This window comes from Halorubrum distributum JCM 10118 (genome assembly GCF_000337335.1).
GTDB classification, from domain to species: domain Archaea; phylum Halobacteriota; class Halobacteria; order Halobacteriales; family Haloferacaceae; genus Halorubrum; species Halorubrum distributum.
Genome location: NZ_AOJN01000038.1, coordinates 1 through 21519 on the forward strand (window position 1 = coordinate 1; position 21519 = coordinate 21519).

Genomic DNA, 21519 nt, shown 5'->3' on the forward strand with positions numbered 1-21519 from the left:
GTCTCGCGGCCGCCGATGGCGGCCGCTCGCAGGCACGCGCCACCGCAAAAACTCCAACTTCAGTAAGTCGACAGGCTCGCCGCCCCAATGCGACGGTTCTCCCCTAACCGCCCGCCTCAGACCTCTTCCGCGATGTACCGCTCGATCCGCGTCACGAGCTCCGGGCGGAACGTCCAGAACCCGTCCCAGACGTTCGGCTCGTCTTCGAGCGCGAGCAGCGCGACGTGGTCGCCGTCGCCGCCCTCCGGCGGCGTGAACACGACGAACCACGACCGCTGATACGGGTAGGAGGTCCCGGTGTGGACGGTGATCGGGAGCCCCGAGAGCGAGTCCGCTTCCCCGACGCCGTACACGTGGACGTCGACGCCGCTCCCGGCGACCTGCTCGTACACCGACCGGGTGCCGCGCTCGTCGTCGATCCGCGAGAGCCGCTGGAAGGAGGCGCGCAGCGTGCCGGCCCCGTGTTCGACCGCGATCCGCTCTATCACCCGCGAGATGATGATGAGGAGGAGCTTTTCTTTGTTCGATTCGGGGTAGCCGCGGACCTGAAACGGGACCTCGTCGAGCCCCTCGAACACGGCCGGGAGCGCGACCTCGCCGAGTTCGATCCCGCCGGTCTTGTAGAGGTCAGAGTTGATGAGCAGCACCGATTCGAGTAGCTCGTCGAGGGGCGACCGCGCCACGACCGATCCGTCCTCGACGAGGGCGACCACGTCGCCGTCGTCCGCCGCGGTGTCGGCCTCGGCCTCCCTGACCGAGACGGGCTGGCCGTCGAGAAGCGAGTCCAGCAGGTTTCGGACCGGGTCCGGCGACGACCGGTTCAGGAGGACGAGGTGCCGGTCCGGCGCCTCGAGCTCGTCGAAGAACGAACGGAGCGATCCGGCCATACCGCTATTCCGGCCGAGCGACTCAAAATCCTTACTCCCGGCCGCGCTCGTCGACGAGCCGCGCGCCCGCGGCGTCGATCCGACAGACGTTCGGGTCGTAGCCCGCGTCCGAGAGCCCGGTCCCGAGCGCGAAGACGGTACGGCCGAGCATCGCCATGGCGGCGCCGAGGTCGTCGGGCGAGCCGGACGATTCGGGCGAGCCGCCGTCAGCGTCGACCGCCGCGATCGCCTCGGCCGCCTCGGGGACGAGCAGGTCCGCCTCTCGGGCGAACCTCCGGGCCGCGTCCATCAGCGTCGGGAGTCGAGGGTCCGCGCGGAGGCGGTCCAAGGCGTCCTCGCCCGCCGCCGTGAGTGCGTCGGTGTCGCCGCCCAACACCGCCTCCGTCGACAGTTCGCCGAACGTGACGTACTCGACGCGCGCGGTCGCCGGGACGCCGTCGAGCTCGCCGACGCCGGGCGCGCCCGGTTCGAGCCGGACCGGGACCCCGCCGCGCGCCTGCGCGACCACGTCGCCGAGGCCGGTCCCGCGGCCGACCTCCGCGGCGTGGGCGATCCGGACGAGGTCGTTCTCGGAGCGGCCGCGGTCGAACGCGTCGTTCGCGGCGAGCGCGGCCCCCAGCGCCGCGGCGCCCGAGATTCCGAAGCCGGCGCCGATCGGGAGGTCGGTCTCGACGGCCACGTCGGCGCCGCGCGCGCCCAGTTCGGCGAGGACGTCGTCGACCGCGCCGATCGATCCGGGCTCGCCGTCGATAGTGCGAGATCCGGGTCCGTCGCTCGCGGCGCCGCCGTCGCCGCCCGTCGCCGCATCGGTCTCGCCGGCCGGCGCCGACACCCGGACGGTCACGCCGTCGGTGAGCGTCACGCCCGCGCCGCGCGAGCCGGCGACCGCCGGCTCGTCGGCGGGGTGCGCGCTGAAGAAGGCGGTGACGTGGCCCGGGACGAACGCGGTCGCCCGCTGGCTGCTCATGTGGCGGCCGACGAGCGGGCCGCGATTAACGGTTGTTATCCGGACCGAGTCGGTCGGGAAGGCGACCGCCGCGCGACGGCGACGACACCGCAGGCCTAAGTACCGGCCGGCCGAACCGCGGCCGTATGCGAAGCCAGTTGCGTCCCGTCCTCGCCGCCCTGCTCGCGCTGGTGTTCCCGGGGCTCGGCCACCTATCGTTGCGCCGATGGGGGCGGGCGCTGCTGTGGCACCTGACGATCGTCGGCGGCGGGGTCGCGCTGTTCGCGCTGTACGACGTCGAACCGGTCGACCCTCTCACCGACCCCGCGGCGGTATCGGCCGCGGTTCCCACCGACGTGGCGCTCCCCATCGTCCTCCTGTCCGCGCTGTCGGCGCTCGACGCGTACCTCGTCGGGCGGGCGGACGCCGCCGAGCGCGACCGCGTTGACGCCGCCACCGAGGCGATGCGGCGGCGGGCCGCGAACGCGGACGGCGACGACGGACCGGGAGGGAGTCGGTCCCCGCCGGCCGCGGCCGACGACGGCGCGGACGGCGAGACGCTGGAGGTGACCTGTCCCAGCTGCGGCAAGGAGGTCGACGCCGACCTCGACTTCTGTCACTGGTGTACCGAGCCCCTCCCGTGGGCCGAGTCGGACGATCGGTGACGCGGACGGCCCCGCCGGTACCGGGACAGCGTCACCCGCGGTAGTTTCTCACCGCTGATAACTGAGAGCCAACTATCATATAACCCCGCCGAGACGGTTCGGGTACGGACGCGAACGACGGACGGAACATGAGTCTGAATCCACGACAATACGACGTACGGGAGCTGCGCCGGATCGCGGACGCCCCGCGAGACGGTGCGGACGGAGCGCCTCGGGAGCGGGCGCTCCGGCGGCCGAACCGGAACCGAGCCGAGCAGGCGGCGCGCTCGGCCGCGTTCACGGAGCTGCTCCAGCGTCAGCGTGGTGCGCGGCTGAACGGCGACAGCGCGGATCGACCGTACCTGACGGCGATCCCGGCGTCGCCCGCGGCGGAACGCGAGATCGGCGAGTGGCTCGGCTACCTCGTCGACGTCGGCGGCCACGTGCGGAGCCGGGACGCGCTGTCCTACTACGGCGAGCTCGACTGGGTCGGCGACGACGCGGTCGCGGCGCTTTCGCGCCGGTTGGAGGGGTTCGACGCCCCGCCGCGCGACCGCGTGTTCACCCCCGCGGACCACCGGATCAGCCTCGTCTCCATCGTCCGGATCGCTTCGTGTGCGAGTGACCAATGAGCGACGACGAATCCACGGACATCAACGAATCGGACGAATCGGCAGCGGTCGGCGTGAAACTCGGCAGCACCCGAACGGTGCTCGACATCCCCGACGGCCGGGGCGGCCGCGAGCGCCACTCGATACTGACCTGCCTCGCGACCTACGAGGACGCCATCACCGGCGAGGAGAAGGTGCTGTTCGGCGAGGAGGCCGCGGTGGAGTACCCCGACCGCGTGCGCTTCATGCTGCGCTCGGGGCTCCCCGAGGACGACGACAGCGTCGCGGACGCCGAGCGCTTCTTCGAGGCGGTCGTGGACGCCCACGACGTGCCCGAAGACAGCGCGGTCGTCTACGCGGTGCCGACCATCGACAACGAGGCGGGCGTCGAGAACCTCAAGTCGGTGATCGAGGGCTCCTCCATCGGTGATGTCGAGACGCGGAGCTACCCCGAGTCGCTGTGCGGGGCGATCCCCGCCTACGGCGACGACCTCGACGCGATCGACGAGGTGTTCGTCTCGGTGAACCTCGGCTCGACGACGATGGAGGCGTGCGCCTACCGGCGCGGCGAGCAGCTCTCGCCGTTCTCGACCGGCTCGGTGACGGGCAACGAGGTCGACCGCCGGATCGTCGCCGCCGTCGAGGAGGAGACCCAGGGTCGGGTCCACATCGACCGGACGACCGCGCGGGAGTACAAGGAACAGCACGGCGACGTGTACGACTTCGAGCCGTTCACCGACGTGGTCCAACAGCCGGGCGGCGGGAGCCACGAGTTCACCGTCGACCGCGGCGTTCAGGAGCCGATCGACCGCTACATCGACGAGGCGGTCGACGTGGTCGCCAACGAGTTCCTCCCCGAGCTCGCCAACGACCACATGAAGCCCTACCAGCTGGCGCTCGGGCGCCCGCTCGCCGTCACCGGCGGCATGGCGTGCATCCCCGGGCTCACCGAGGAGTTCGAGAAGCGCCTCAGCGAGGAGCTCGACCGCGAGGTCGAGGTCGTCTCGCCCGAGGAGCCCGCGCTCGCGGCCGCTGACGGCGCGGCGCGCATCGCGGCGCGACTCGTCTGAGCGGCGCGCGAGCGGTTCGGCGTTTTACTATTTTTAAATTCCACAGCGGCCGATCCGCGCTACGCCGACCGAGACCGATGCGGTGGCGTGCGCCTGCGAGCGGCCGGAGTGAAGCGGAGGCCGCGAGGAGCACGCGCGAGGGAGTCAGTCGCCGGAGCGAAGCGGAGGCGACTGACGAGGCTGGGGAGGTGTGAGGTGCTGTGCGGTCGCGGTCGGGTGGGACTCAAAGGGGCAGCCGGGAGGCCGCGGTAGGCGACGTAAGCACCGCAGCGAGCGAAGCGAGCGAGGAGCGTGGTTCGAGAGAGCTTCGCTCTCTCGTCATCCCGAAAATCTCCGATTTTCGGGCGACAACGAGCGTACTGCGGCCTCCCGGCTGGGGCTTTGGCGGTGGTTACCGCCGATCCACAATCGGCTATTTATAACCGATCGGCCGCCACGTTGGCGACGCTTACACCCGATCCACTGCCCACCATTTATACCTCGAAGAGGCGCTCGGCGTCGTCGGCCTGCCGGCGGTAGATGCCGCGCCCCTTCAGCCGCGGCACCTCGTGGCGGTGGAGCCGCTCCGCCTCGGTGTCGTACACGAGCGGGAAGACGTTCGTGCGGCGCTTCGCGACCGTGAACCCGTTCATCGCGTCGAGCAGCGACGCGTCGGGTTCGGGGGTCGCGAACGTCACGTAGCCGACGGGCGTCGGCGCCTCGCCGCCGTCCGCGCGTCCGGGTTGGGGGTCGATCCGGTCGGCGAGCACGTCGCGGAACGCCGCCGCGGTGTCCGCGAGCGTCTCAGCGTCGATCCCGTCTCCCTCAGTTTCGTCCGCCTCGACGAGCGTCGCCAACACCGCCACGTCGCCGAGCGTGTCGTCCGTCTCGCGGGTCATCCACATGCGCTCGAACTCCTCTGTCCCCGCCTCAACCGCCTCGAAGCCGTGGTCGCGCCGGTTCGCCGCGACCGCGTCCCGGTAATCGCTAATCTCCATAGGACCCCCACGACCTACATGCTAAAAAATAACACACATGATCCGCGGGGGAGCGCCCCCAGCAGTAAGGCTATACGCACGCCGGTGCTGCCGGACCCATGACACCGACGCGACGGCGCTACCTCCGCAGGGTCGGCGGCGCGAGCGCGGCCGGGCTGCTCGCGCTCGCCGGCTGTACGTCGGCTCCCGACGCCGGCGACGGTAGCGACGGCAGCGGCGTCGACGGCGGCAACGGCACCGACGCCGGCGGCACGCGCCCCGAGGGAACCGGCGGGCCGGGCGTCTCGATCGTCTCCGTCGACGACGAGGTCGAGCTCCCGATTCGGGCGGCCGTCGAGATCGCTCGCGAGGCCGCGACGACGGGCCATCCGCCGCGGCTCCGCACGAGGCTGACGAACGCGGGCGACGAGCGGGTTCGCGTCGGCGAGGGACGCGCCGCGCACTTCGAGTACGTCTCCGACGGCGACGACGCGCTCGTGCTCCTTCCGGCGGACGCCGAGTACCCCGCCGAACCCGGCTGCTGGCGGCTGACCGACACCATCGCGATCACCGAAGAGTACCGGACGTTCGCGCTCGACCCCGGCGAGTCCAGCGAGCGCTTCATCGACCTGTACGCGACGCCCGGCGGGGACGCCTGCCTCCCGGTGGGCGAGTACCGGTTCGAGACGACGGTCTCGGTCGTGTCCGGAGACGCCGAACCGCAGTCGTCGGCGACGTGGGGCTTCTCGGTCGTGCTGGAGTGAGCGCCGATCGCCGATACCTGTCCGCCGAGGTCGCCGCGCGAGATATATACTGCCCAATAGCCCTCTTAGGAACCGTTAATCCGGCGCGCCGAGACGCACGGGTATGAACGACGACGACGTCGTGACGTTCGGGTTCGTCTGCGTCCAGAACGCCGGGCGCAGCCAGATGTCCGCGGCGTTCGCGGAGCGCGAGCGCCGCGAGCGCGGCCTCGACGACCGCATCGAGATCGTGACCGGCGGCACGCACCCGGCCGACGAGGTCCACCCCGAGGTCGTGGCGGCGATGCGGGAACTCGACATCGACCTCGCCGACCGCGTCCCCCGCGAGGTCTCGACCGCGGAGCTCGACGCGTGCGACGTGGTCGCCACCATGGGCTGTTCGACGCTGACGCTGGCCGACGGCGTCGAGGGGCGCGACTGGGCCCTCGACGACCCGCACGGACAGGACGTCGAGCGCGTCCGGGAGATCCGCGACGAGATCGAGGGGCGCGTCCGGGCCCTCTTCGACGAGTTCTTCGACGAGAGGTAGGCGGCGACGGACAGCGAGCGCCGCGGCTCGCGAGAGAATTCGGAATAGTCCCGGGCGGATTCGAACCGCGGTCACTCCGCTTCGCTCCGTTCCCTGCTTCGAATCCGCGGTCGGGACTACTCGTCCGCACTTCGTTCGGAGAATAGTCCCGGGCGGATTCGAACCGCCGTCAATGGCTCCAAAGGCCATTATGATTGGCCACTACACCACGGGACTGCGACTCCGGCTAACCGGCGGGCACTCAAGTAGGTTACTCTCCGCGGCGCGTCGAGAGACCGTCTCCCGACTACGCCCCCTCCTCGATCCGGTCGAACCGCTGCTCGAAGTTCTCCCGGCAGGAGCCGCAACAGAAGTGGTACAGCGTCCCGTCGATCCGGGCCGACTCCCCCTCCGCGGTGACGGTGTTGCCGCACTCGACGCATTCGACCGCGAGGTCCGCGTCGCCGACGGCGGGCGACCACTCGTGGGCGTCGAGCGGGCGCACCGACAGCTCGTCCACGGCCTCCAGCCCGACCGCGTCGTCCACGAGGTCGCGGGCGGTCCCCTCCTCGACGCGGGCGACGACCGTCACCTCGCCGTCGGCGGTGAGGAACGCGTGTTCGACGCGCTCATGGCCCGCGACCGCCTGGTGGACGCGCTCGGCGTCCGCGGGCGCGACCGAAAGCGTCGCGAAGACGGACAGCCCGTCGGAGAGCGCGTCGCCGTCGATCCGGAGCGTGAACCCCTCGATCACGCCCACCTCGCGAAGCCGGTCGACGCGGTCGGACACCGCGGGCGCCGACAGGTCCACGCGCTCGGCGATGTCGCTGTACGGGCGCCGCGCGTCGGCCAGCAGCAGCCGGATTATCTCCCGGTCCGTCTCGTCGAGGGTGCGCATGGCTGCCTGTTCGCCCGGCGCGAACAAAAGGCGTCCGGGCGGCGAGCGGCCGAACAGGGGGCGGCCGAACAGGGGGCGGCCGAAACGGGCGGCCGGACGCGAGGCGTCCGGGAAACCGGCCGTGTCGTGGGCGACGGAAAGGCAGTTGTGTCCGCGGCGCAAACTGGCGCGCATGACGACGATAGACGTCGACGGCATGTCGTGTACGGGCTGTGAGGACAACGTGACCGACGCGCTCGGCGAACTGCCGGGCGTCGAGTCCGCGGCCGCCGACCACGAGGCGGGCACCGCGACCGTCGAGGGCGACGTGGACGTGGACGCCGTCGTGGCCGCCATCGAGGACGCCGGCTACGAGGCCTCGGCGTAAGCGAATCGCCGCGCCTTTTTCCCCGAACGCGCTCGCGGGGACATGGACACCGTACTGATCACCGGGAGCGCCGGCGGCGTCGGCGCGTGGACGGTCGACGCGCTCGCCGACGCGGACCGGGAGGTGGTCGCCGTCGACCGCCGAACGCCCCCGAACGACGAGCGCCGCGACGACGTCGACTACGTGGCGGCGGACCTCACCGACTACGGCGAGACGCGCCAGGTGGTCGACGCCGCCGCGCCGGACGCGGTCGTCCACCTCGCCGCGATCCCGCATCCCGAGGACCACGCCGGCTCGCGGGTGTTCGCGAACAACGTCGAGAGCGCGTACAACGTCTTCGACGCGGCCGGCGCCGCCGGCGCCCGGATCGTTTGGGCGTCGAGCGAGAGCCTCTACGGCACCGTCTTCGCCGAGGACGACTGGCTCCCCGACCGCCTCCCGATCGACGAGGAGACGCCGACGGAACCCGAGGACCCGTACGGCCTCTCGAAGGTCGTCGGCGAGGAGGTCGCGGCCGCCGCCGCCCGCCGGCACGGCGTCCCCGCAATCTCGCTGCGCCTCTCGTGGGTGACCTACCCGGACGACGAGCGGCGCCGCGAGGCCCGGGAGACGTTCGACCCCGCGACCGCGGAGCCGAGCGGCAACTGCTGGTCGTCCGTCGACGTGCGCGACGTCGTCTCCGCGATCGAGGCCGGGATCGACCCCGAGACCGAGATCGACGGCCACGAAGCGGTGCTGATCGTCGCCGCGGAGAACTTCCTCGGCCGCGACACCGCCGCAACGATCGAAGCGGTTCACGGCGACCGCCCCGCCGACTGCGACCTCGACGGCGACGAGTCCGCCTTCGACTGCTCGAAGGCGGAGCGCCTGCTCGGCTGGGAGCCGGAACACTCCTGGCGCGACGGGGTCGAATCGGGGCGCGACGGCGACTGAACGGGAGTCGCGCGGAGACGGGTCGCGTCCGGGGAACCGATCACCGCCGGGGGGAATCAGTCGCTTTCGTCGTCCCGTTCGGCCGAGTCCGTCGCGTCGCCGTCGGTCGGTCGGGAGTCCGTCCCCCAGACGTCTCCCTCGTCCGGCACGTCGACGTCGGGAGCGTCGAGGTCGGCGGCGTCGACCCCGCGGTCCGGCGAGTCGCCGTCCCCGGGGGGACCCGAATGGGTCGCGGCCGAGTCCGGACTCCCCGCCGTCGCTGCCGGATCCGACTCGGTGACCGCCTCGCCGTCGGCGGGGCCCTCCCCGGGGGCGGTCGTCGGCGCGGGCGGGCGGTAGGTGTAGACGAACTCCCCGGAGACGGCGTGGAACGCGCCGGTCTCCGGGTCTTCGACGACGCCGGTGTCGTTGTCGATCGCGAAGTCGACGAGGTCTCGCAGTGACCCGGCCTCGGCGGTCGGGCGCTCGTGGACCGACGCGGGGAGCCGGAACGTCGTGATCCACTCCGCGAACTCCGAGCGGTCGTCGCGGTACGAGAGGTACTCGCGCTCCGCGTCGGTGAGCGCGAGGTCGTACTCCCGCGTCGCGTAGCCGATCCCGCCGGCGCCGACGAGGCCGACGAGCAGGAGGAGCGGGCCGCCGAACGACCGGAGCACGCCGTATTCCCGCTCGACGGTTACGGGCTCGGTCCGCTCCGTGGTGTCGGACTGGACCCCGGGCTCGGAGACGGAGTACGTGTCGCCGCCGTGGGTGATCGTCATGTCGAGCGTCTGCGTCGACGCCGTCGGGACGCCGCCGATCGACCCGTCGACGGCCACCTCGGTCGTGACGAACGTCTCCGTCTCGCCGGGCGAGGCGCCGAGCTCCTCCTCGATCGACGCCACCCGCCCGTCTATCGCGGTGCTGTTGAGCGCGAACGAGGCGTTCACCGTCTGGCCGGGGGAGACGCCGGAGACCGTCTCCGACGCGAGCGGCTCCGTCTCGCGCCAGTAGACGGTCCCCTCCTCGCCGACGTTGCGGATCACGAGCGTCGAGCCGACTTCGACGGTCACGTTCTCGGCGGTCGACGCCGCGTAGCTCGTCGCCACGTCCACGTCGAGCTCCGGCGCGACCCGCGTGAAGTACGTGTCGCGCCCGTCGAGCACCGTGCCGGTCTCGAAGACGGCGTTCGGCTCCGTCACCGTCGCGCTGTGGCGGTATTCGCTCTCGACGGTGAGCGACGAGACCGTCCGGCTCTCCGTCTCCGTGCCGGGGTCGACGTGCGTCGTGTACGCGAGCCCCGCCCCGACCGCGACGAGGAGGAGACAGACGACGAGGATCGCGGTGGACTGTGCGTTCAGGACGGCGCGGAGTCGAAGTCGGCGTTCGTTGGGAGCGTCTGCGGACATGTGTTACCTGTAGAACTCGCGGAGGAGGCGCTTGTAGAGCGGGGGGCGCTCGCGGGAGCCGCGCGATCGGATCCGGGCGGGCTCGCCGCGCAACAGCAGCAGCCCGATCGAGACGATGCCGCCGCCGAGCAGGCCGTTTATCGCGACGAGCGGCGCCCACGGGTGGACCCCGTACAGCTCGTCGACGATGCCGGGCGGCAGCACGGCGAGGTAGCGGTGTTCGACGACGAACAGGCGGTAGTACCCCGTCTCGTCGGGCGCCGACAGCGTCACCGTCGTCGACGCCTCGCCGCGGCTCGCCACCGAGAGCCGCTCCGGGTCGACGTCGACGCCAGGGCTCGCCGGTGTGACGTACGCGTACACGGGGACCAGCCCGGCGTTGGGGACGACGTACTCGAGCTCCTGGCTCGTGCCGCTCTCGATGACGGTCGGGTTCTCCGACTCGAACTCGGCGCTCACGACGCCGTACTCCTGTGTCCCGGCGGGGACGACCATCGCGGCCGTCGCGGTGGCCATCAACACGAGCGCCAGCACGCCGAGGATCGCGAACACGGAGGTGCCGTCGTCGCGCGACCGGTCCCGGGAGTCGCGGTCGCGCGTGCCGGCGTTGAGGTACCAGTCGACCGCGTACGCGACCATCGACAGCCCGAAGACGATGTACGCGAGCCCCTGCGTCCCCTGGAACGAGCGGACGCCGAACGTCACCGCGAGCCACGTCTGGACGGACTGTAAGGCGGACTGGAACCCCATCGCGACGGTGCCCAAGTGCGGTATCACGACGACGCCGCCGCCGACCTGAAGCGCCTTCGCGACGACCTCAGCGTCCTGAACGACCGGCTCGCCCCCGTCTTGGTCGGTGAACGGGTTGTTGTCCCCGCGGGTGATGTACCCGCGCTCGGTCTCCTCGACGACCCGGTGGGTCGTCAGGCCGCCGCCCTGTATCTCCTGAGCGTCGAACGTCACGACGTCTCCCGGGCCGATCCCGCCCGCGATCTGCGCGGGGATCGCCACGAACCCGTCGCCGGGAGAGAGCGTCGGCTGCATGCTCCCGGTCTCGACGTAGCTGAGGAGTATCGGCTGTCCGAGGAACTGGCCGACGACGAGCGAGACGACGACCAGCACCGCGGCCGCCTGAAGGGCCACGGACAGCGTTCGTTTGATGGACATAATGTCGATCTCGGTCGAAGCCGGTCTCGTCGGAGCCGCAGTCTCGGGTCGGCGACGGTCTCGGGGCGGCTATCGCCGCGAAGCGGTTCCTGTCGCCCGAGCGTCAGGTGGCCGTCGATCGCTGAACGGCGGCGTGTCCTAATAAGTTCGTGGGTGGAGGCGAGTCCGGAGGGTTGCGGGCGGCGTTACTCGTCGAAGACACCCCCCGCGAGCAGCGCGAACGGGCCGATGAACCCGAGACAGAACCCGAGGAGGTGGACGTAGAGGTTCACGACGCTGCCGCCGCCGGCGGGGTCGGCGGGGAACCCGACGACCGGGTAGCCGACGGCCACCACCGCGCCGACGGCGAGCAGGTCGCCGTAGCCGGGACGCGCCGCGACCGACTTCGCGTGTTCCCCGAGCGGCCGCGGGAGCCGCACCCCGCTGCTGGCCGCGTACAGCAGCGCGAGGAGCGCGCCCGCGACCCCGATCGACAGGCCGGCAAGCCCGATGCCCGCGGTCGAGACGGGCAGCGCGAGGAGCGCGATCCACCCGACGAGCGCGAAGAAGACCGCCGGCAGCGCGGCGACGGAGGCCCCGGGCGCGAACTGCTCGCGGGCGTAGTAGTACCACACGATGGGAAGCAGTCCGGCGAGCGCCATGTTGACGCCCGAGAAGCCGAACCCGATCGCGTTCCGCGGGACGGCGAGGTTCAGCGCGGACAGCGCGAACGGGAAGGCGCCGAGGTAGGTGACGAACGCGGTGAAGAAGAGGCGTCGGCGCCCGCTCAGGACCGCGAGCGCGTATCCGGTCCCGGCGAGCAGCCCGTACCCGGCGAGGTTCCCGAGCAGGTGGTCGGCGCCGAGGTGGACGTAGTGCGCCGTGAACGCCGACAACAAGGAGGGATCCATGTACGCGAACGCGAGCGACCGGCGGGTCGCTCGGGGGAGCGCGAACACTGCGACGAGGACGGTCGGCGGGAGGCAGAGCGCGACGAGGTCGATGAGGCGAGTGCGGGCGGATAGCTCGTCGAGGAACGCCGCGTACCCTGACCGACCGCGCGCGTCGCGGTCGCGGACGGGGCCGTCGCTCCCGTCCCTGCCCGGGGCCGAACGGTCAGTCTCCGACGAGAGGTCGCTCACGGGTGTCACTTCCGCGACGTTCGGTTAATCTCTGTGGTCCCGGGATCCAACGGCGATACCGATCGACCGGCGTCCGTGCCACCGACGCGAGCGGGCGTCACGACCGCGGCATCCGCCGGACGAGCGCGACGCTCGCCAGGACGATGGCGAGGAACACGGCGAGTCCGACGAGGTTCGACGGGCCGATCCCGCTCGGCTCCTCGGTGGGCGGATCGGACGCGTCGCCGTCGGGCGCCGCCGTGCCGCCGTCGTCCGTCCCTCCCTCGACGGACGCGGTGTCGTCCTCGTCGCCGTCGCCGGCCGGGTCGCCGACCGCGAGCGTCCCCGCCGAGACGCCGCCGACCGCGATATCGTACGTCCCCGGCTCGTCGAAGGTCGCTTCGAACGCGAGGGAAGCGGTTTCGTCCGGGCCGAGCTCGACCCGCTGCGTCGCGACGGGCTCGCCGGCGGCGGTGAGCGTCACGTCGCTCGCGCCGTCGCTGCCGCCCTCGTTCGCGACCGTCGCGCGGACGACGGTAGACGCGCCCGGATCGACGGCCTCGCGGTCGAGCGAGGCGTCGGTCGCGCGGATCCGTGGCCGTTCCGTCGCCACGGCGAACACCGAGAACTCGTCGGTCGACGCCGTGACGTGGACCCGGTCCTCAGGGAGGTCCAGTAGCCGGCGGACGGCCGGGTCGACGCGCTCCGTCTCCAGCCGCTCCCAGCCGTCGGGCTCCGACGCCGCCCGGCGGTACAGCGAGAGGTCGTCGGGATCGCCGCCGGTCTCGTTCAGGTAGTCGCGGTCGACGCTGACCGAAAAGCGCACGCGAGACACCTCATCGCCGGCGAACGAGTGGTCGAACTCGAAGTAGCCGACCGGCGCCGCGCCCCGGGAGTCGTTCAGCGGTCCGGCAGACGCGAACGGCTCCGGGCGGCCGACCGTCTCGAAGTCGACGTCGCCGCCGTCCGCGGCGTCGATCCGCACCCGGTCGAGGGTGACGACGCCGGAGACGATGTCCATCGCGCCCGCGTCGAAGGTGACCACCCCGCCGGGGGAGAGGCCCCGTCCCTCGAACGCCCGGCTGGCGGGCGCGGGCCGTCGGACGGTGGTGACGGGGCCGTCGCCGCCGTCGCCGTCGCCCTCGTCCGCCGTAGAGGCCGAATCGACGGACTCGGGGTCGGCGACCTGTGCGCGGATATCGAAGTCGTCGCCGCCCAGCTGCGTGCCGGCGACGGCGCCGCGCGCGTCGACCTCGAGCCCGATCGCGACCGTCTCGTCGGGGGCGAGCGTGACGTTGTTCGCCTCGCCCTCGATCGACTCGCCGTCGGCGACGAAGGTGACGTTCTCCTCGGGGTGTTCGATCCACACGCGGGCGTACTCGTCGGCGGTGTAGGTGATCGTGAACACGCCGTCGGCCGAGGCGAGCGTTCCAGGGTTGACCCCATCGAAGTCGCTCGGGAGCTTCGGGTTCGACCCCGAGACGTCGACGACGATCTCGTCGTCGTCGTCGAGGTAGGCGTAGGCGCCGTTGGGCCCGTCGACGGGCTGGACCGCGAGGCGCTCCTCCGCGAACGTGTCCGCCGGCCCGTCGACCACCGCCGCCCCCGTCGCGAAGGCGAGGCCTCCCGCGGCCGCGACGAGGACAGCGAGGAGGAGGGTCCGGCGGACGGTGGACATGTATATCGGGTCGACACTTGCGGCCGGAAGCCCTTGGTTATGCGGTGCTTGAACTTCCGAAGGGGTTCGTCACGTGACCCAAAAGCGACGCGAGACCGCGGAGTCACCGCCCCGAGAAGTGATTTGGGATTTGATAATTTCACCTTCAGAGTTGCGATCAAATTAACTGTTCGTCACTTGAGATGCCGAAGTGGCTGCTCAAACCCCTTAAAACGGGCGTATCAGGCCTATTCGCGGAGACGATCGTGAACGCGGATAAACGTTGTCGAGTTATCACAACCTGTGGTTTTATGTTGGTGTGTTCATATTTGTCTGACGTTAATGGCGTCGGCACAGCAGATCGAGACGGGAGGGGCAGAGCCGGCGGCGGAGATCTCCGAGGACGATCTGTTCGACGTTCTGGCCAACCAGCGGCGGCGGTTCGCGGTCCACCTGCTGAAACGCGAGCCGGACGACGCCGTCGAGATCGGCGAGATGGCGGAGCAGATCGCGGCCTGGGAGAACGGGATCGACACCGCCGAGATATCGAGCAGCGAGCGGAAACGAGTGTACACGGCGCTCCAGCAGTCGCACCTGCCGAAGATGGACGACGCGGGCGTCGTGGAGTTCAACAAGGCGCGCGGGGTCGTCGAGCCGACGCCGGCGCTGACGGACGTGGACGTGTACTTGGACGTCGTGGAGGGCCGAGAGATACCGTGGAGCGAGTACTACCTCGGGCTCTCCGGCGTCGCCGCCGCGCTCGTCGCGGCGGTATGGGTCGGGGTGTGGCCGTTCACGCTCCTCCCCGAGATGGCGTGGACGCTGGCGATCGTCGTCGCGTTCGCGTTCTCGGCGCTGGCGCACAAGTACTACACCGCGGAGATGGAGGTCGGCCGCGGCGAGGAGCCGCCCGAAGTGGGCAACGAGTGACCGACCGGGGACCGGATCTGAGCGCGGGCGAACAGGGAGCCGCAGTCGGCGGCGAGAACGGGGTTCAGGCCGATGTCACTGAGGTTCAGGCCGATGTCACGGGCGTTCAAGCGGAGCGATACCCGCTTCCGACGGCTCATAACCTTAAGTGCGCGACACGTGTTGTCACCCAGTAAGCGAGTGTCGGACCCACGCACATCATGAAACGACGCACCCTCATCCTCCTGCTCGGCGGCGCAAGTTCGGGGGCGATGAGCATCGGGACCGGCGCGTTCAGCAGTATGGAGGCGGAGCGGAACGTGTCGGTCAACGTGGAGGACGACGAGGACGCGTACATTCGGTACGAGAAGCCAAGCGACGGCAAAACCGTCGAATACGGTGAACAGGTCACGCTTGTTCGAGTTCGGAATCAGTTCGGTGGCAACCAAGACCTCGCTCTCGTCGGCGTCGAGTACGAGTACGAAGACGAGGACAGAGAGGATGATGTACTGCGGAACGTCGCCGTGGAGCGCTACGATAGCCCGGCAGCTCCCGACGAAACGCTCAGCGACGAGGACTTCACCGACGTCGACGATGACCACGTAGCGATCGAGCGCGGATCGACGAACGGTAACTACCCGGCCGCGAACGAATCTGACGCGTTCGGACCGGGCGAGTGGGTTCGGATCGTCGCGGACGCGCACGTTCCAGCTGGTGACAGCCCCGACATCGAAGTGACAATCACGATCGAAGGGGTCAAAGGAGGTATCAGTGCGCAGTTGTTCGGTGAGACGCGGGCATTCTCTCTCACTGGAGCTGAAGATGTGTCTGCGTCCCAGACGCCGACTGTCGATTTTAAAGGAAGTAGCGATAACGCGAAGCTGGATGGGGCCGAGTCCGGGGTCCTGACTCGGGTTTGGTATCGTGACGAGAGCGAAGGGGAAGAGACGCTGGAAAATCGTGAAGAAAACCTCTCGAACGGCCAGATCCGGAATCAACTGTTCAACGGCAGTGAAAAGAGCGACAAGCGGATCGTCGCCGTGTCACTCACCGACTTAAATCGCACGTACGTTCGAGAGGGCGACGAGTTGAATCCGGGTAGTTCTGTGTGTTACGAGGGTGTGCCGGGGTCGGAAGACGAGTTCGACTTGGACACGCTCTCTGCCTGCGATTAAATCACCGAACCCCGGCGAATCTAGTACGCGAAGGGTCCCTGAGACGTGATATTACTCGTGTCGTTGCCTGTAGCACACGCAGTCAAAATACTCGGATAGCGCAGTTTTGATATCGAGTCGTGCGCCCGCAGCCGTAGTTCACAGTTTGCTCATTCTAGGCTTATTGGATGGTCAGACCGGGTTCAGGACGACCCAGAATCATTACAGACCAGTCTATATCGTGTTCAACTCCCCCCAGCAAATCTTCTGCTGACTCATAACGATATGGGATACGTCCCATGGGTGTAGTAGAGCGACCCGGGGTGACACGAGATGTCTCGTGTTCCTGAGGTGGGTCGCGTGCGGACACAACGAGGTCAAACAACTATGACAAAACGACGCAAGTTCCTCGCCGGTCTGGGCGCATTGGCAAGTGGAAGCGCAGCTGCAGTGGGTACTGGTGCAGTTTCAACCTTCTCTGCGGATCGGGATCTTAATGTCGCGCAGGTTAGTACTGACGAGACTGGGATTATATCATTCAACGCTGGAATGGGTAACGATGACGCCGTGAGTACCTCCGGGGACACACTCTCGATTGATATCAGCGGTACGGGTGGGCAAGGCGTTAACATGGACTCGGTGTATACTATTGGTGACGACCTAGATGGACTGTCTCCATCTGAAGTTGAGGATCGCCAGTACGCATTCTCCGTCACCAACAACGACAGTGTCGCACATAAACTGTCATTCGAATATACATTAACGGACGATAGCTGGGTAGAATACGACGGTCCGAAGTGGAGGAGCGACGGCTACAAGGGCACTGTGATGACCATTGATCCGTTTGTCCGTCGGGGCGGTGATAATGGGGACTACACACCTATGAATGCCGCGCAGCTCAATGTCCCTGCCTCTTTCCCGGATACAGATGGCAAGGGAACTATTGCCCCTGCCTACTTTGGTCCGGGAATGACGCAGTTCTTCCAAATAAGAGTCGACACGACTGGCGAAGATGCTAGCGTTGATGATGCTCTTGGTGGAACCCTAGAGTTCTCAGCAACGACTCCAGACAACGTATGAAACTACCCAACTCATAGGATATTGTAAATTTTTACTCAATCATAGAATAAACCAACTGTAGTGGATTTGGGATTGAAGCTCTCTGGTAAAGTGAAAAGTCGACGAGGACGCGAAGCCTCGTCTCGAAGAGCTACAGGCGGAAATACGGCTTCGGACCGGGAAAGGCGTCACCCAGCAGGAGTTCCTTTCGCGACTCATTAGCGACACGTACGACTCCCGCGGCGAGGTGATCGGCTCCTTCCGCTCGTCAACGTTTCCCCTGAGCGAGGAAGAGAAAGAGCAGGTGCGTCAAGGCCGGATCAGCTCCGGGGTCGAGACTGACGAGGAGGACATCGACGACATGTTTTACGGATGACGGTCCTCGTCGACACCGGCGTTCTGTACGCCGATCACGAAACCGACGCGTCGAGCCCCTCGAATGCGCTCGTGGCGGGCGGTCGAAACTCCCACGTCCAGTCGTCACGCCTCGTCATCGATCAGTTCGACGACCTCGTCGCGAGAGACGGCCTCGCTCTCGCCCTTTCGCATCGCGTACTCCTCGGCGGCGATGCTCGCCAGCATATCGCGTGAGGCCCCCGGGTGCTCGGTCGCGTCCCGGATCGCGTGCCGGAGGAACTCGCTCCGAGACGTGTAGCCCTCTTCCTTCCAGGCCGCGTCGATCTCCGCCAGCTGGCGCTCGGTGACGCGCACGTTGATCGTCGTCGTCTCGGGGTCGTCGACGTCGGGCCCATTCGTAGCCGTTTCGGACATACACGTGTATTACGTCAGCGGTCATATAAAATATCGGCCCCGAACCGATCCGGCGCGGGTCAGAACAGCCCGGGGACGAGGACGTAGCTCAGGAGCATCCCGAACAGCCCGGCGAACAGCGCGAACAGCGCCATCGGGACGATCGCCTTGCGGAGCAGGTCGCCCTCGCGGCCGGTGATTCCGACGACACCGCAGATCGCGGCGACGTTCAGCACCGAGACCATGTTGCCGAGGCCGCCGCCGACGTTCTGGAGGCTGACGACGATCGTCCGGGAGAGCTCGACCGTCTCGGCGGCGTTGTACTGAAGCACGCTGAAGAGGATGTTCGAGGAGGTGTTGCTCCCGGTCATGAAGGATCCGATGGCGCCGATCCACGGCGAGATCATCGGGAGCAGGCCGCCCGCGCCGATCGCGAGCGCGCGGCTGAGCGCCTCCATCATGCCGAGGAGGCCCGCGGTGTTCGTCTGCGACTGGATCATCACCTGCGTCATCGACACGGCGATGATCAGCGTGAGCGCGGCGGGCGCGACCTGCTCGACCGAGCGCCGCCACGCCGCGCCCATCTCGTCGAGGTCCATCTTGTGGATGAGGCCCGTGAGGACGGCGATGGGGATGAACGGCATCGTCCCCGGGAGGTAGAGGTACTGGAGCGTGTACCCGAGCTCCGTGCCGAGGATCGAGTCGACGCTGACGGAGAAGCTCTGGATCCACGCGAGCACCTCGGTGCCGGCGACGGTGAGGTCCGGCCACCGCGTGACGAGCAGCGCGACCGCGACGAGCAGGTACGGCGTCCACGCCAGCAGCACCGACATCTCCTTTTTGGGCTGGTCCCGGGATATCTCGTCGAGCTCGAGCCCGCCGAGCCAGGTGTCGCTCCACCGCGAGTCGCTCGGGAAGTCCCACTCGCGGTCGGGGACGAGGATGTTGTTGTTCGCGAGCAGGAGCCCGACGCCGAGGACGACGAACCCGGCCGCGATGTCGGGGAGCGCGGGGCCGACGAACCACGCTATCACCAGCTGCGTTCCGCCGGTGACGACGCCGAGCAGGAGCGCGAACGGCGCGATGGGAAGCGTGTCGCGGACGGCGCCGCCGAGGCTCCGGCCGCCGTCGGCGTCGCCGAACCAGTACGTCAGGAAGAACACGCCGAGCAGGCCCCAGAACACGTACGTCACCCCCGTGACGACGCCGGACCACGCCGAGACCATCGAGAGGAACTCGGCGACGCTCACCGAGCCCGACAGCGCCGGTTCGATGACCGCACCGGTCCCGCCGATGACGGGGGTCCCGGCCGCGCCGAACGGCGGGTTCGGCGCGTTGAAGAAGAGGCCGAACACCGCGGCGGCCAGCGGCGGGAAGCCGAGGCCGATGAACAGCGGCGCGGCGAGCGCGCCCGGCGTCCCGAACCCGGCCGCGCCCTCGATGATGGTCATGAAGCCGAGCCCGATGAGCAGCACCTGAATGCGTCTGTCCTCCTCGATCTGTCCGAAGTACCACCTGATGGTGGCGATGGCGCCGCTCCCCTCGAGGTAGTTCATCAGGAGGATGGCGCCGAAGACGATGAGGATGATGTCGACCGCTTGGAACGCGCCGTACACCGCCGACGCGATCAGCCAGTCGAGCTCCATGCGCCAGTACGTGAGTCCGATCCCGCCCGCGAGCAGCCACCCGACCCCCATCGCGCGGGCGGCGGACCACCTGAGTCCGGCGAGCAGGACGAACGCGACGGCGATCGGGATCACGCCGACGAATGCCAGAGTGAGGACACTTGTCATAGGTATGTTCTCGCGTGTACGTCTCCGTCCCGCAACGGACCATATGTAATTTTCTTTTTGAGTGAGATTAGCCACGGCGATGGGGGCGCCGAAACGCGGTGTGCCACGTGATCAGTGACCAGTCAATTCGGCGCTTCAACGCCGCGGGGAGGAGCGTCACCTCCGCCGGGTACAGGTGGGCTTATGTGTCCCCCGACCAGATCCGCGGTCATGGACGACCACTCGCACGAGCCCGACCCGGACAAGCGCGTGACCGCACCGATGCAGGAGTTCGGCAGTCGCGAGGTCGGTATCGGCGCGGCCGTCACGCTCGTCGGCCTGCTGATCGCGTACGCGGTTCCGTTCCTCGCGACCTTCTGAGCGCCGCCGCTCGTCGTATTTGAACCAACTCACGACCCGCCAGCCGCGGCGCTGCTACCGCGGGTACCAGGCGAGCGGGTGGTCCGCGGTGAGCTCCAGGGAGACGGGCTCGTCGAGGTCGAACTCCTCGACGTGGTTGTGGAGGCAGTGGACCGCCTCGCCCGAGTCGAGTTCGACCCGGTAGACGAAGGAGGGGCCGACGTACTGCCGCGAGGTGACGACGCCGTCGGCCAGTTCGGGGCTCGCGGGCGTCGCGCGGAGGTCGTCGGGCCGGACGAGCACGTCGACGGGCGCGCCGTCGTAGACGGTGTCGTACCCCTCCAGCGTCACGGCGTCGAAGCGGCCGATGCCGGTGTCGACCTTCCCGTCGCGGAGCTCGCCCTCGAGGAACGACGCTCGGCCGAGGAAGGAGGCGACGAACTTCGACTCGGGGCGCTCGAAGACGGATTCGGGGCGGCCCACCTGCTCGATTTTCCCGTCGTTCATCACGGCGACGCGGTCGGAGATGGAGAGCGCCTCCTCCTGGTCGTGGGTGACCGAGACCGCGGTGACGCCCGCCGCCTTCAGGATGCGGCGCACCTCCTCGCGCATCTCCACCCGGAGGCGCACGTCGAGGTTCGAGAACGGCTCGTCGAGGAGGAGCACCTCGGGCTCGGGCGCGAGCGAGCGGGCGAGCGCGACGCGCTGCTTCTGCCCGCCGGAGAGCTGGTCGGGCGTCTTCTCGCCGTGGTCGACCATCTCGACCAAGTCGAGCAGTTCGTCGACGCGCGCCTCGGTCTCCGCGGCGTCGGCGTCGTCGAGTCCGAACGCGATGTTCTCGCGGACGGTGAGGTGGGGGAATAAGGCGAAGTTCTGGAAGACGATGCCCACGTCGCGCCGCTCCGGCGGGACGAACGACCCGTCGCCGGCGACCACCTCGTCGCCGAGCGAGATCTCTCCCTCGGTCGGCTCTTCGAGGCCCGCGATGGTGCGGAGCGTCGTCGTCTTGCCGCATCCGGAGGGGCCGAGGAACGTCAGCAGCTCGCCGGAGCGGACGTCGAGCGAGACGTCGTCGACGGCGGTCTCGGGGCCGAACGCCTTCGTGACGTCCGACAGCGACAGGACGGGGTCCGCGCCGGCGCTCGACCCGTCGTCGGAAGCGGCGCTCGCCCGGTGTTCGACCGCCGAGTCCTCCGAGCCCTCGGCCGTCGCGTCGTCCGACTCGGCCGAGCGCGTCGTGCCGACTGGTTCCGTGGATGCCATCGATGGGGGGGCGGGCGCCGGGCGGACCGGCGTCCCGCGGTTGCCACCTCATACTTTAGGAGTACCTAAAAGCGTATCGCTCGCTCTCGCGGCGTCGAAATCGGGTGATCGCGGGGAGTCGGCGTACGAGCTCGCCGCTCGCCCACCGCGTCGCGCCGGTTCAGGCGAGTTCGCGCTCGATCACGTCGCGGTGGTCGCGGACCGCGTCGGCCGAGAGCGAGACGGACTCGTCGCCGACCGCGAGCGAGAGGGCGCCGTCCGTCGTCACGTCGCCGATCCGGAACACCGGGAGGTCGCCGACCGCGGCCGCGACCGCCTCGGGGTCTGTCTCTTATACACATCTCTGAGCGGGCTGG

At 68.9% G+C, this 21519-nt stretch carries 24 protein-coding genes and 1 tRNA gene; 12 read left to right on the forward strand and 13 right to left on the reverse strand.

The window, feature by feature from the left end; all coding sequences use genetic code 11:
* Positions 1-116: 116 nt before the first annotated feature.
* Both C466_RS06000 and C466_RS06005 read right to left on the reverse strand, forming a co-directional pair.
* Positions 117-887, reverse strand: coding sequence for a DICT sensory domain-containing protein (locus C466_RS06000; protein ID WP_004595138.1), 771 nt, complete (start codon positions 885-887; stop codon positions 117-119).
* 31 nt (positions 888-918) lie between these two features.
* Positions 919-1854 carry a pantoate kinase gene (locus tag C466_RS06005; RefSeq protein WP_004595139.1) on the reverse strand — a complete coding sequence of 312 codons (936 nt, stop codon included), beginning with the start codon at positions 1852-1854 and terminating at the stop codon, positions 919-921.
* 125 nt (positions 1855-1979) lie between these two features.
* Between C466_RS06005 and C466_RS06010 the strand changes: the two genes are divergently transcribed.
* The 3 genes from C466_RS06010 (at position 1980) to C466_RS06020 (ending at position 4158) form a co-directional block, all read left to right on the forward strand.
* Complete coding sequence (locus C466_RS06010; protein ID WP_004595140.1) at positions 1980-2498, forward strand: zinc ribbon domain-containing protein; 519 nt, start codon at positions 1980-1982, stop codon at positions 2496-2498.
* A gap of 128 nt (positions 2499-2626) precedes the next feature.
* Entirely contained in the window at positions 2627-3109 is a 483-nt protein-coding gene (locus tag C466_RS06015; RefSeq protein WP_004595141.1) for a FlaD/FlaE family flagellar protein, read from the forward strand.
* The gene (locus tag C466_RS06020) at positions 3106-4158 is read left to right on the forward strand and encodes a cell division FtsA domain-containing protein (RefSeq protein WP_004595142.1); all 1053 of its coding nucleotides are present in this window, start codon (positions 3106-3108) and stop codon (positions 4156-4158) included. The genes C466_RS06015 and C466_RS06020 overlap by 4 nt, the downstream gene beginning before the upstream one ends.
* Positions 4159-4631: 473 nt before the next feature.
* On the opposite strand, the gene C466_RS06025 is transcribed toward C466_RS06020, so the two are convergent.
* Positions 4632-5135: a hypothetical protein gene (locus C466_RS06025; RefSeq protein WP_004595143.1), complete on the reverse strand. Its 504-nt coding sequence runs from the start codon at positions 5133-5135 to the stop codon at positions 4632-4634.
* 98 nt (positions 5136-5233) lie between these two features.
* Between C466_RS06025 and C466_RS06030 the strand changes: the two genes are divergently transcribed.
* Both C466_RS06030 and C466_RS06035 read left to right on the forward strand, forming a co-directional pair.
* Complete coding sequence (locus C466_RS06030) at positions 5234-5878, forward strand: hypothetical protein (protein ID WP_004595144.1); 645 nt, start codon at positions 5234-5236, stop codon at positions 5876-5878.
* A 103-nt stretch (positions 5879-5981) separates the two neighbouring features.
* Positions 5982-6407 (forward strand): arsenate-mycothiol transferase ArsC, encoded by a 426-nt coding sequence (locus tag C466_RS06035; protein ID WP_004595145.1) that lies wholly within the window; start codon positions 5982-5984, stop codon positions 6405-6407.
* A gap of 143 nt (positions 6408-6550) precedes the next feature.
* Here C466_RS06035 and C466_RS06040 read toward each other — a convergent pair.
* Together C466_RS06040 and C466_RS06045 are read right to left on the reverse strand one after the other, a co-directional pair.
* A tRNA-Gln gene (locus C466_RS06040) sits at positions 6551-6623 on the reverse strand.
* Between the two features lie 70 nt (positions 6624-6693).
* Positions 6694-7284 carry an AsnC family transcriptional regulator gene (locus C466_RS06045; protein ID WP_004595146.1) on the reverse strand — a complete coding sequence of 197 codons (591 nt, stop codon included), beginning with the start codon at positions 7282-7284 and terminating at the stop codon, positions 6694-6696.
* Positions 7285-7456: 172 nt separating this feature from the next.
* On the opposite strand from C466_RS06045, the gene C466_RS06050 reads away from it, so the two are divergent.
* Positions 7457-7651, forward strand: a complete 195-nt coding sequence (locus C466_RS06050; RefSeq protein WP_004595147.1) for a heavy-metal-associated domain-containing protein — start codon at positions 7457-7459, stop codon at positions 7649-7651.
* Positions 7652-7693: 42 nt separating this feature from the next.
* Positions 7694-8584: an NAD-dependent epimerase/dehydratase family protein gene (locus C466_RS06055; RefSeq protein ID WP_004595148.1), complete on the forward strand. Its 891-nt coding sequence runs from the start codon at positions 7694-7696 to the stop codon at positions 8582-8584.
* 56 nt (positions 8585-8640) lie between these two features.
* Here the strand turns inward: C466_RS06055 and C466_RS06060 are convergent, their stop codons facing one another.
* From C466_RS06060 to C466_RS06075, 4 genes are all read right to left on the reverse strand, one after another.
* Positions 8641-9972 (reverse strand): DUF5305 domain-containing protein, encoded by a 1332-nt coding sequence (locus C466_RS06060; protein ID WP_004595149.1) that lies wholly within the window; start codon positions 9970-9972, stop codon positions 8641-8643.
* A gap of 3 nt (positions 9973-9975) precedes the next feature.
* The gene (locus C466_RS06065; RefSeq protein ID WP_004595150.1) at positions 9976-11139 is read right to left on the reverse strand and encodes a signal peptidase I; all 1164 of its coding nucleotides are present in this window, start codon (positions 11137-11139) and stop codon (positions 9976-9978) included.
* 185 nt (positions 11140-11324) lie between these two features.
* Positions 11325-12260, reverse strand: coding sequence for a hypothetical protein (locus C466_RS06070; protein ID WP_004595151.1), 936 nt, complete (start codon positions 12258-12260; stop codon positions 11325-11327).
* 97 nt (positions 12261-12357) lie between these two features.
* Positions 12358-13917: a DUF1102 domain-containing protein gene (locus C466_RS06075; RefSeq protein ID WP_004595152.1), complete on the reverse strand. Its 1560-nt coding sequence runs from the start codon at positions 13915-13917 to the stop codon at positions 12358-12360.
* A 321-nt stretch (positions 13918-14238) separates the two neighbouring features.
* On the opposite strand from C466_RS06075, the gene C466_RS06080 reads away from it, so the two are divergent.
* The 4 genes from C466_RS06080 to C466_RS17555 all read left to right on the forward strand — a co-directional run bounded on the left by C466_RS06080 (position 14239) and on the right by C466_RS17555 (position 17394).
* Entirely contained in the window at positions 14239-14826 is a 588-nt protein-coding gene (locus tag C466_RS06080; RefSeq protein ID WP_004595153.1) for a DUF7344 domain-containing protein, read from the forward strand.
* 200 nt (positions 14827-15026) lie between these two features.
* The gene (locus tag C466_RS06085; RefSeq protein WP_004595154.1) at positions 15027-15980 is read left to right on the forward strand and encodes a hypothetical protein; all 954 of its coding nucleotides are present in this window, start codon (positions 15027-15029) and stop codon (positions 15978-15980) included.
* A 366-nt stretch (positions 15981-16346) separates the two neighbouring features.
* Positions 16347-17039, forward strand: a complete 693-nt coding sequence (locus tag C466_RS16480) for a hypothetical protein (RefSeq protein ID WP_152418533.1) — start codon at positions 16347-16349, stop codon at positions 17037-17039.
* Positions 17040-17181: 142 nt separating this feature from the next.
* The gene (locus tag C466_RS17555; protein ID WP_080505925.1) at positions 17182-17394 is read left to right on the forward strand and encodes a hypothetical protein; all 213 of its coding nucleotides are present in this window, start codon (positions 17182-17184) and stop codon (positions 17392-17394) included.
* 104 nt (positions 17395-17498) lie between these two features.
* Here the strand turns inward: C466_RS17555 and C466_RS06090 are convergent, their stop codons facing one another.
* On the reverse strand, positions 17499-17789 hold the full coding sequence (locus tag C466_RS06090) for a ribbon-helix-helix domain-containing protein (RefSeq protein ID WP_004595156.1): 291 nt from the start codon (positions 17787-17789) through the stop codon (positions 17499-17501).
* Between the two features lie 59 nt (positions 17790-17848).
* Entirely contained in the window at positions 17849-19561 is a 1713-nt protein-coding gene (locus C466_RS06095) for an L-lactate permease (protein WP_049908299.1), read from the reverse strand.
* A 210-nt stretch (positions 19562-19771) separates the two neighbouring features.
* Here C466_RS06095 and C466_RS16925 point away from each other — a divergent pair, with 210 nt between their 5' ends.
* Positions 19772-19921 carry a DUF7550 family protein gene (locus C466_RS16925; protein ID WP_004595158.1) on the forward strand — a complete coding sequence of 50 codons (150 nt, stop codon included), beginning with the start codon at positions 19772-19774 and terminating at the stop codon, positions 19919-19921.
* 54 nt (positions 19922-19975) lie between these two features.
* Here the strand turns inward: C466_RS16925 and C466_RS06100 are convergent, their stop codons facing one another.
* Positions 19976-21163 (reverse strand): ABC transporter ATP-binding protein, encoded by a 1188-nt coding sequence (locus tag C466_RS06100; protein WP_004595159.1) that lies wholly within the window; start codon positions 21161-21163, stop codon positions 19976-19978.
* 160 nt (positions 21164-21323) lie between these two features.
* Entirely contained in the window at positions 21324-21449 is a 126-nt protein-coding gene (locus tag C466_RS17445; protein WP_004599601.1) for a hypothetical protein, read from the reverse strand.
* Positions 21450-21519: the final 70 nt, after the last annotated feature.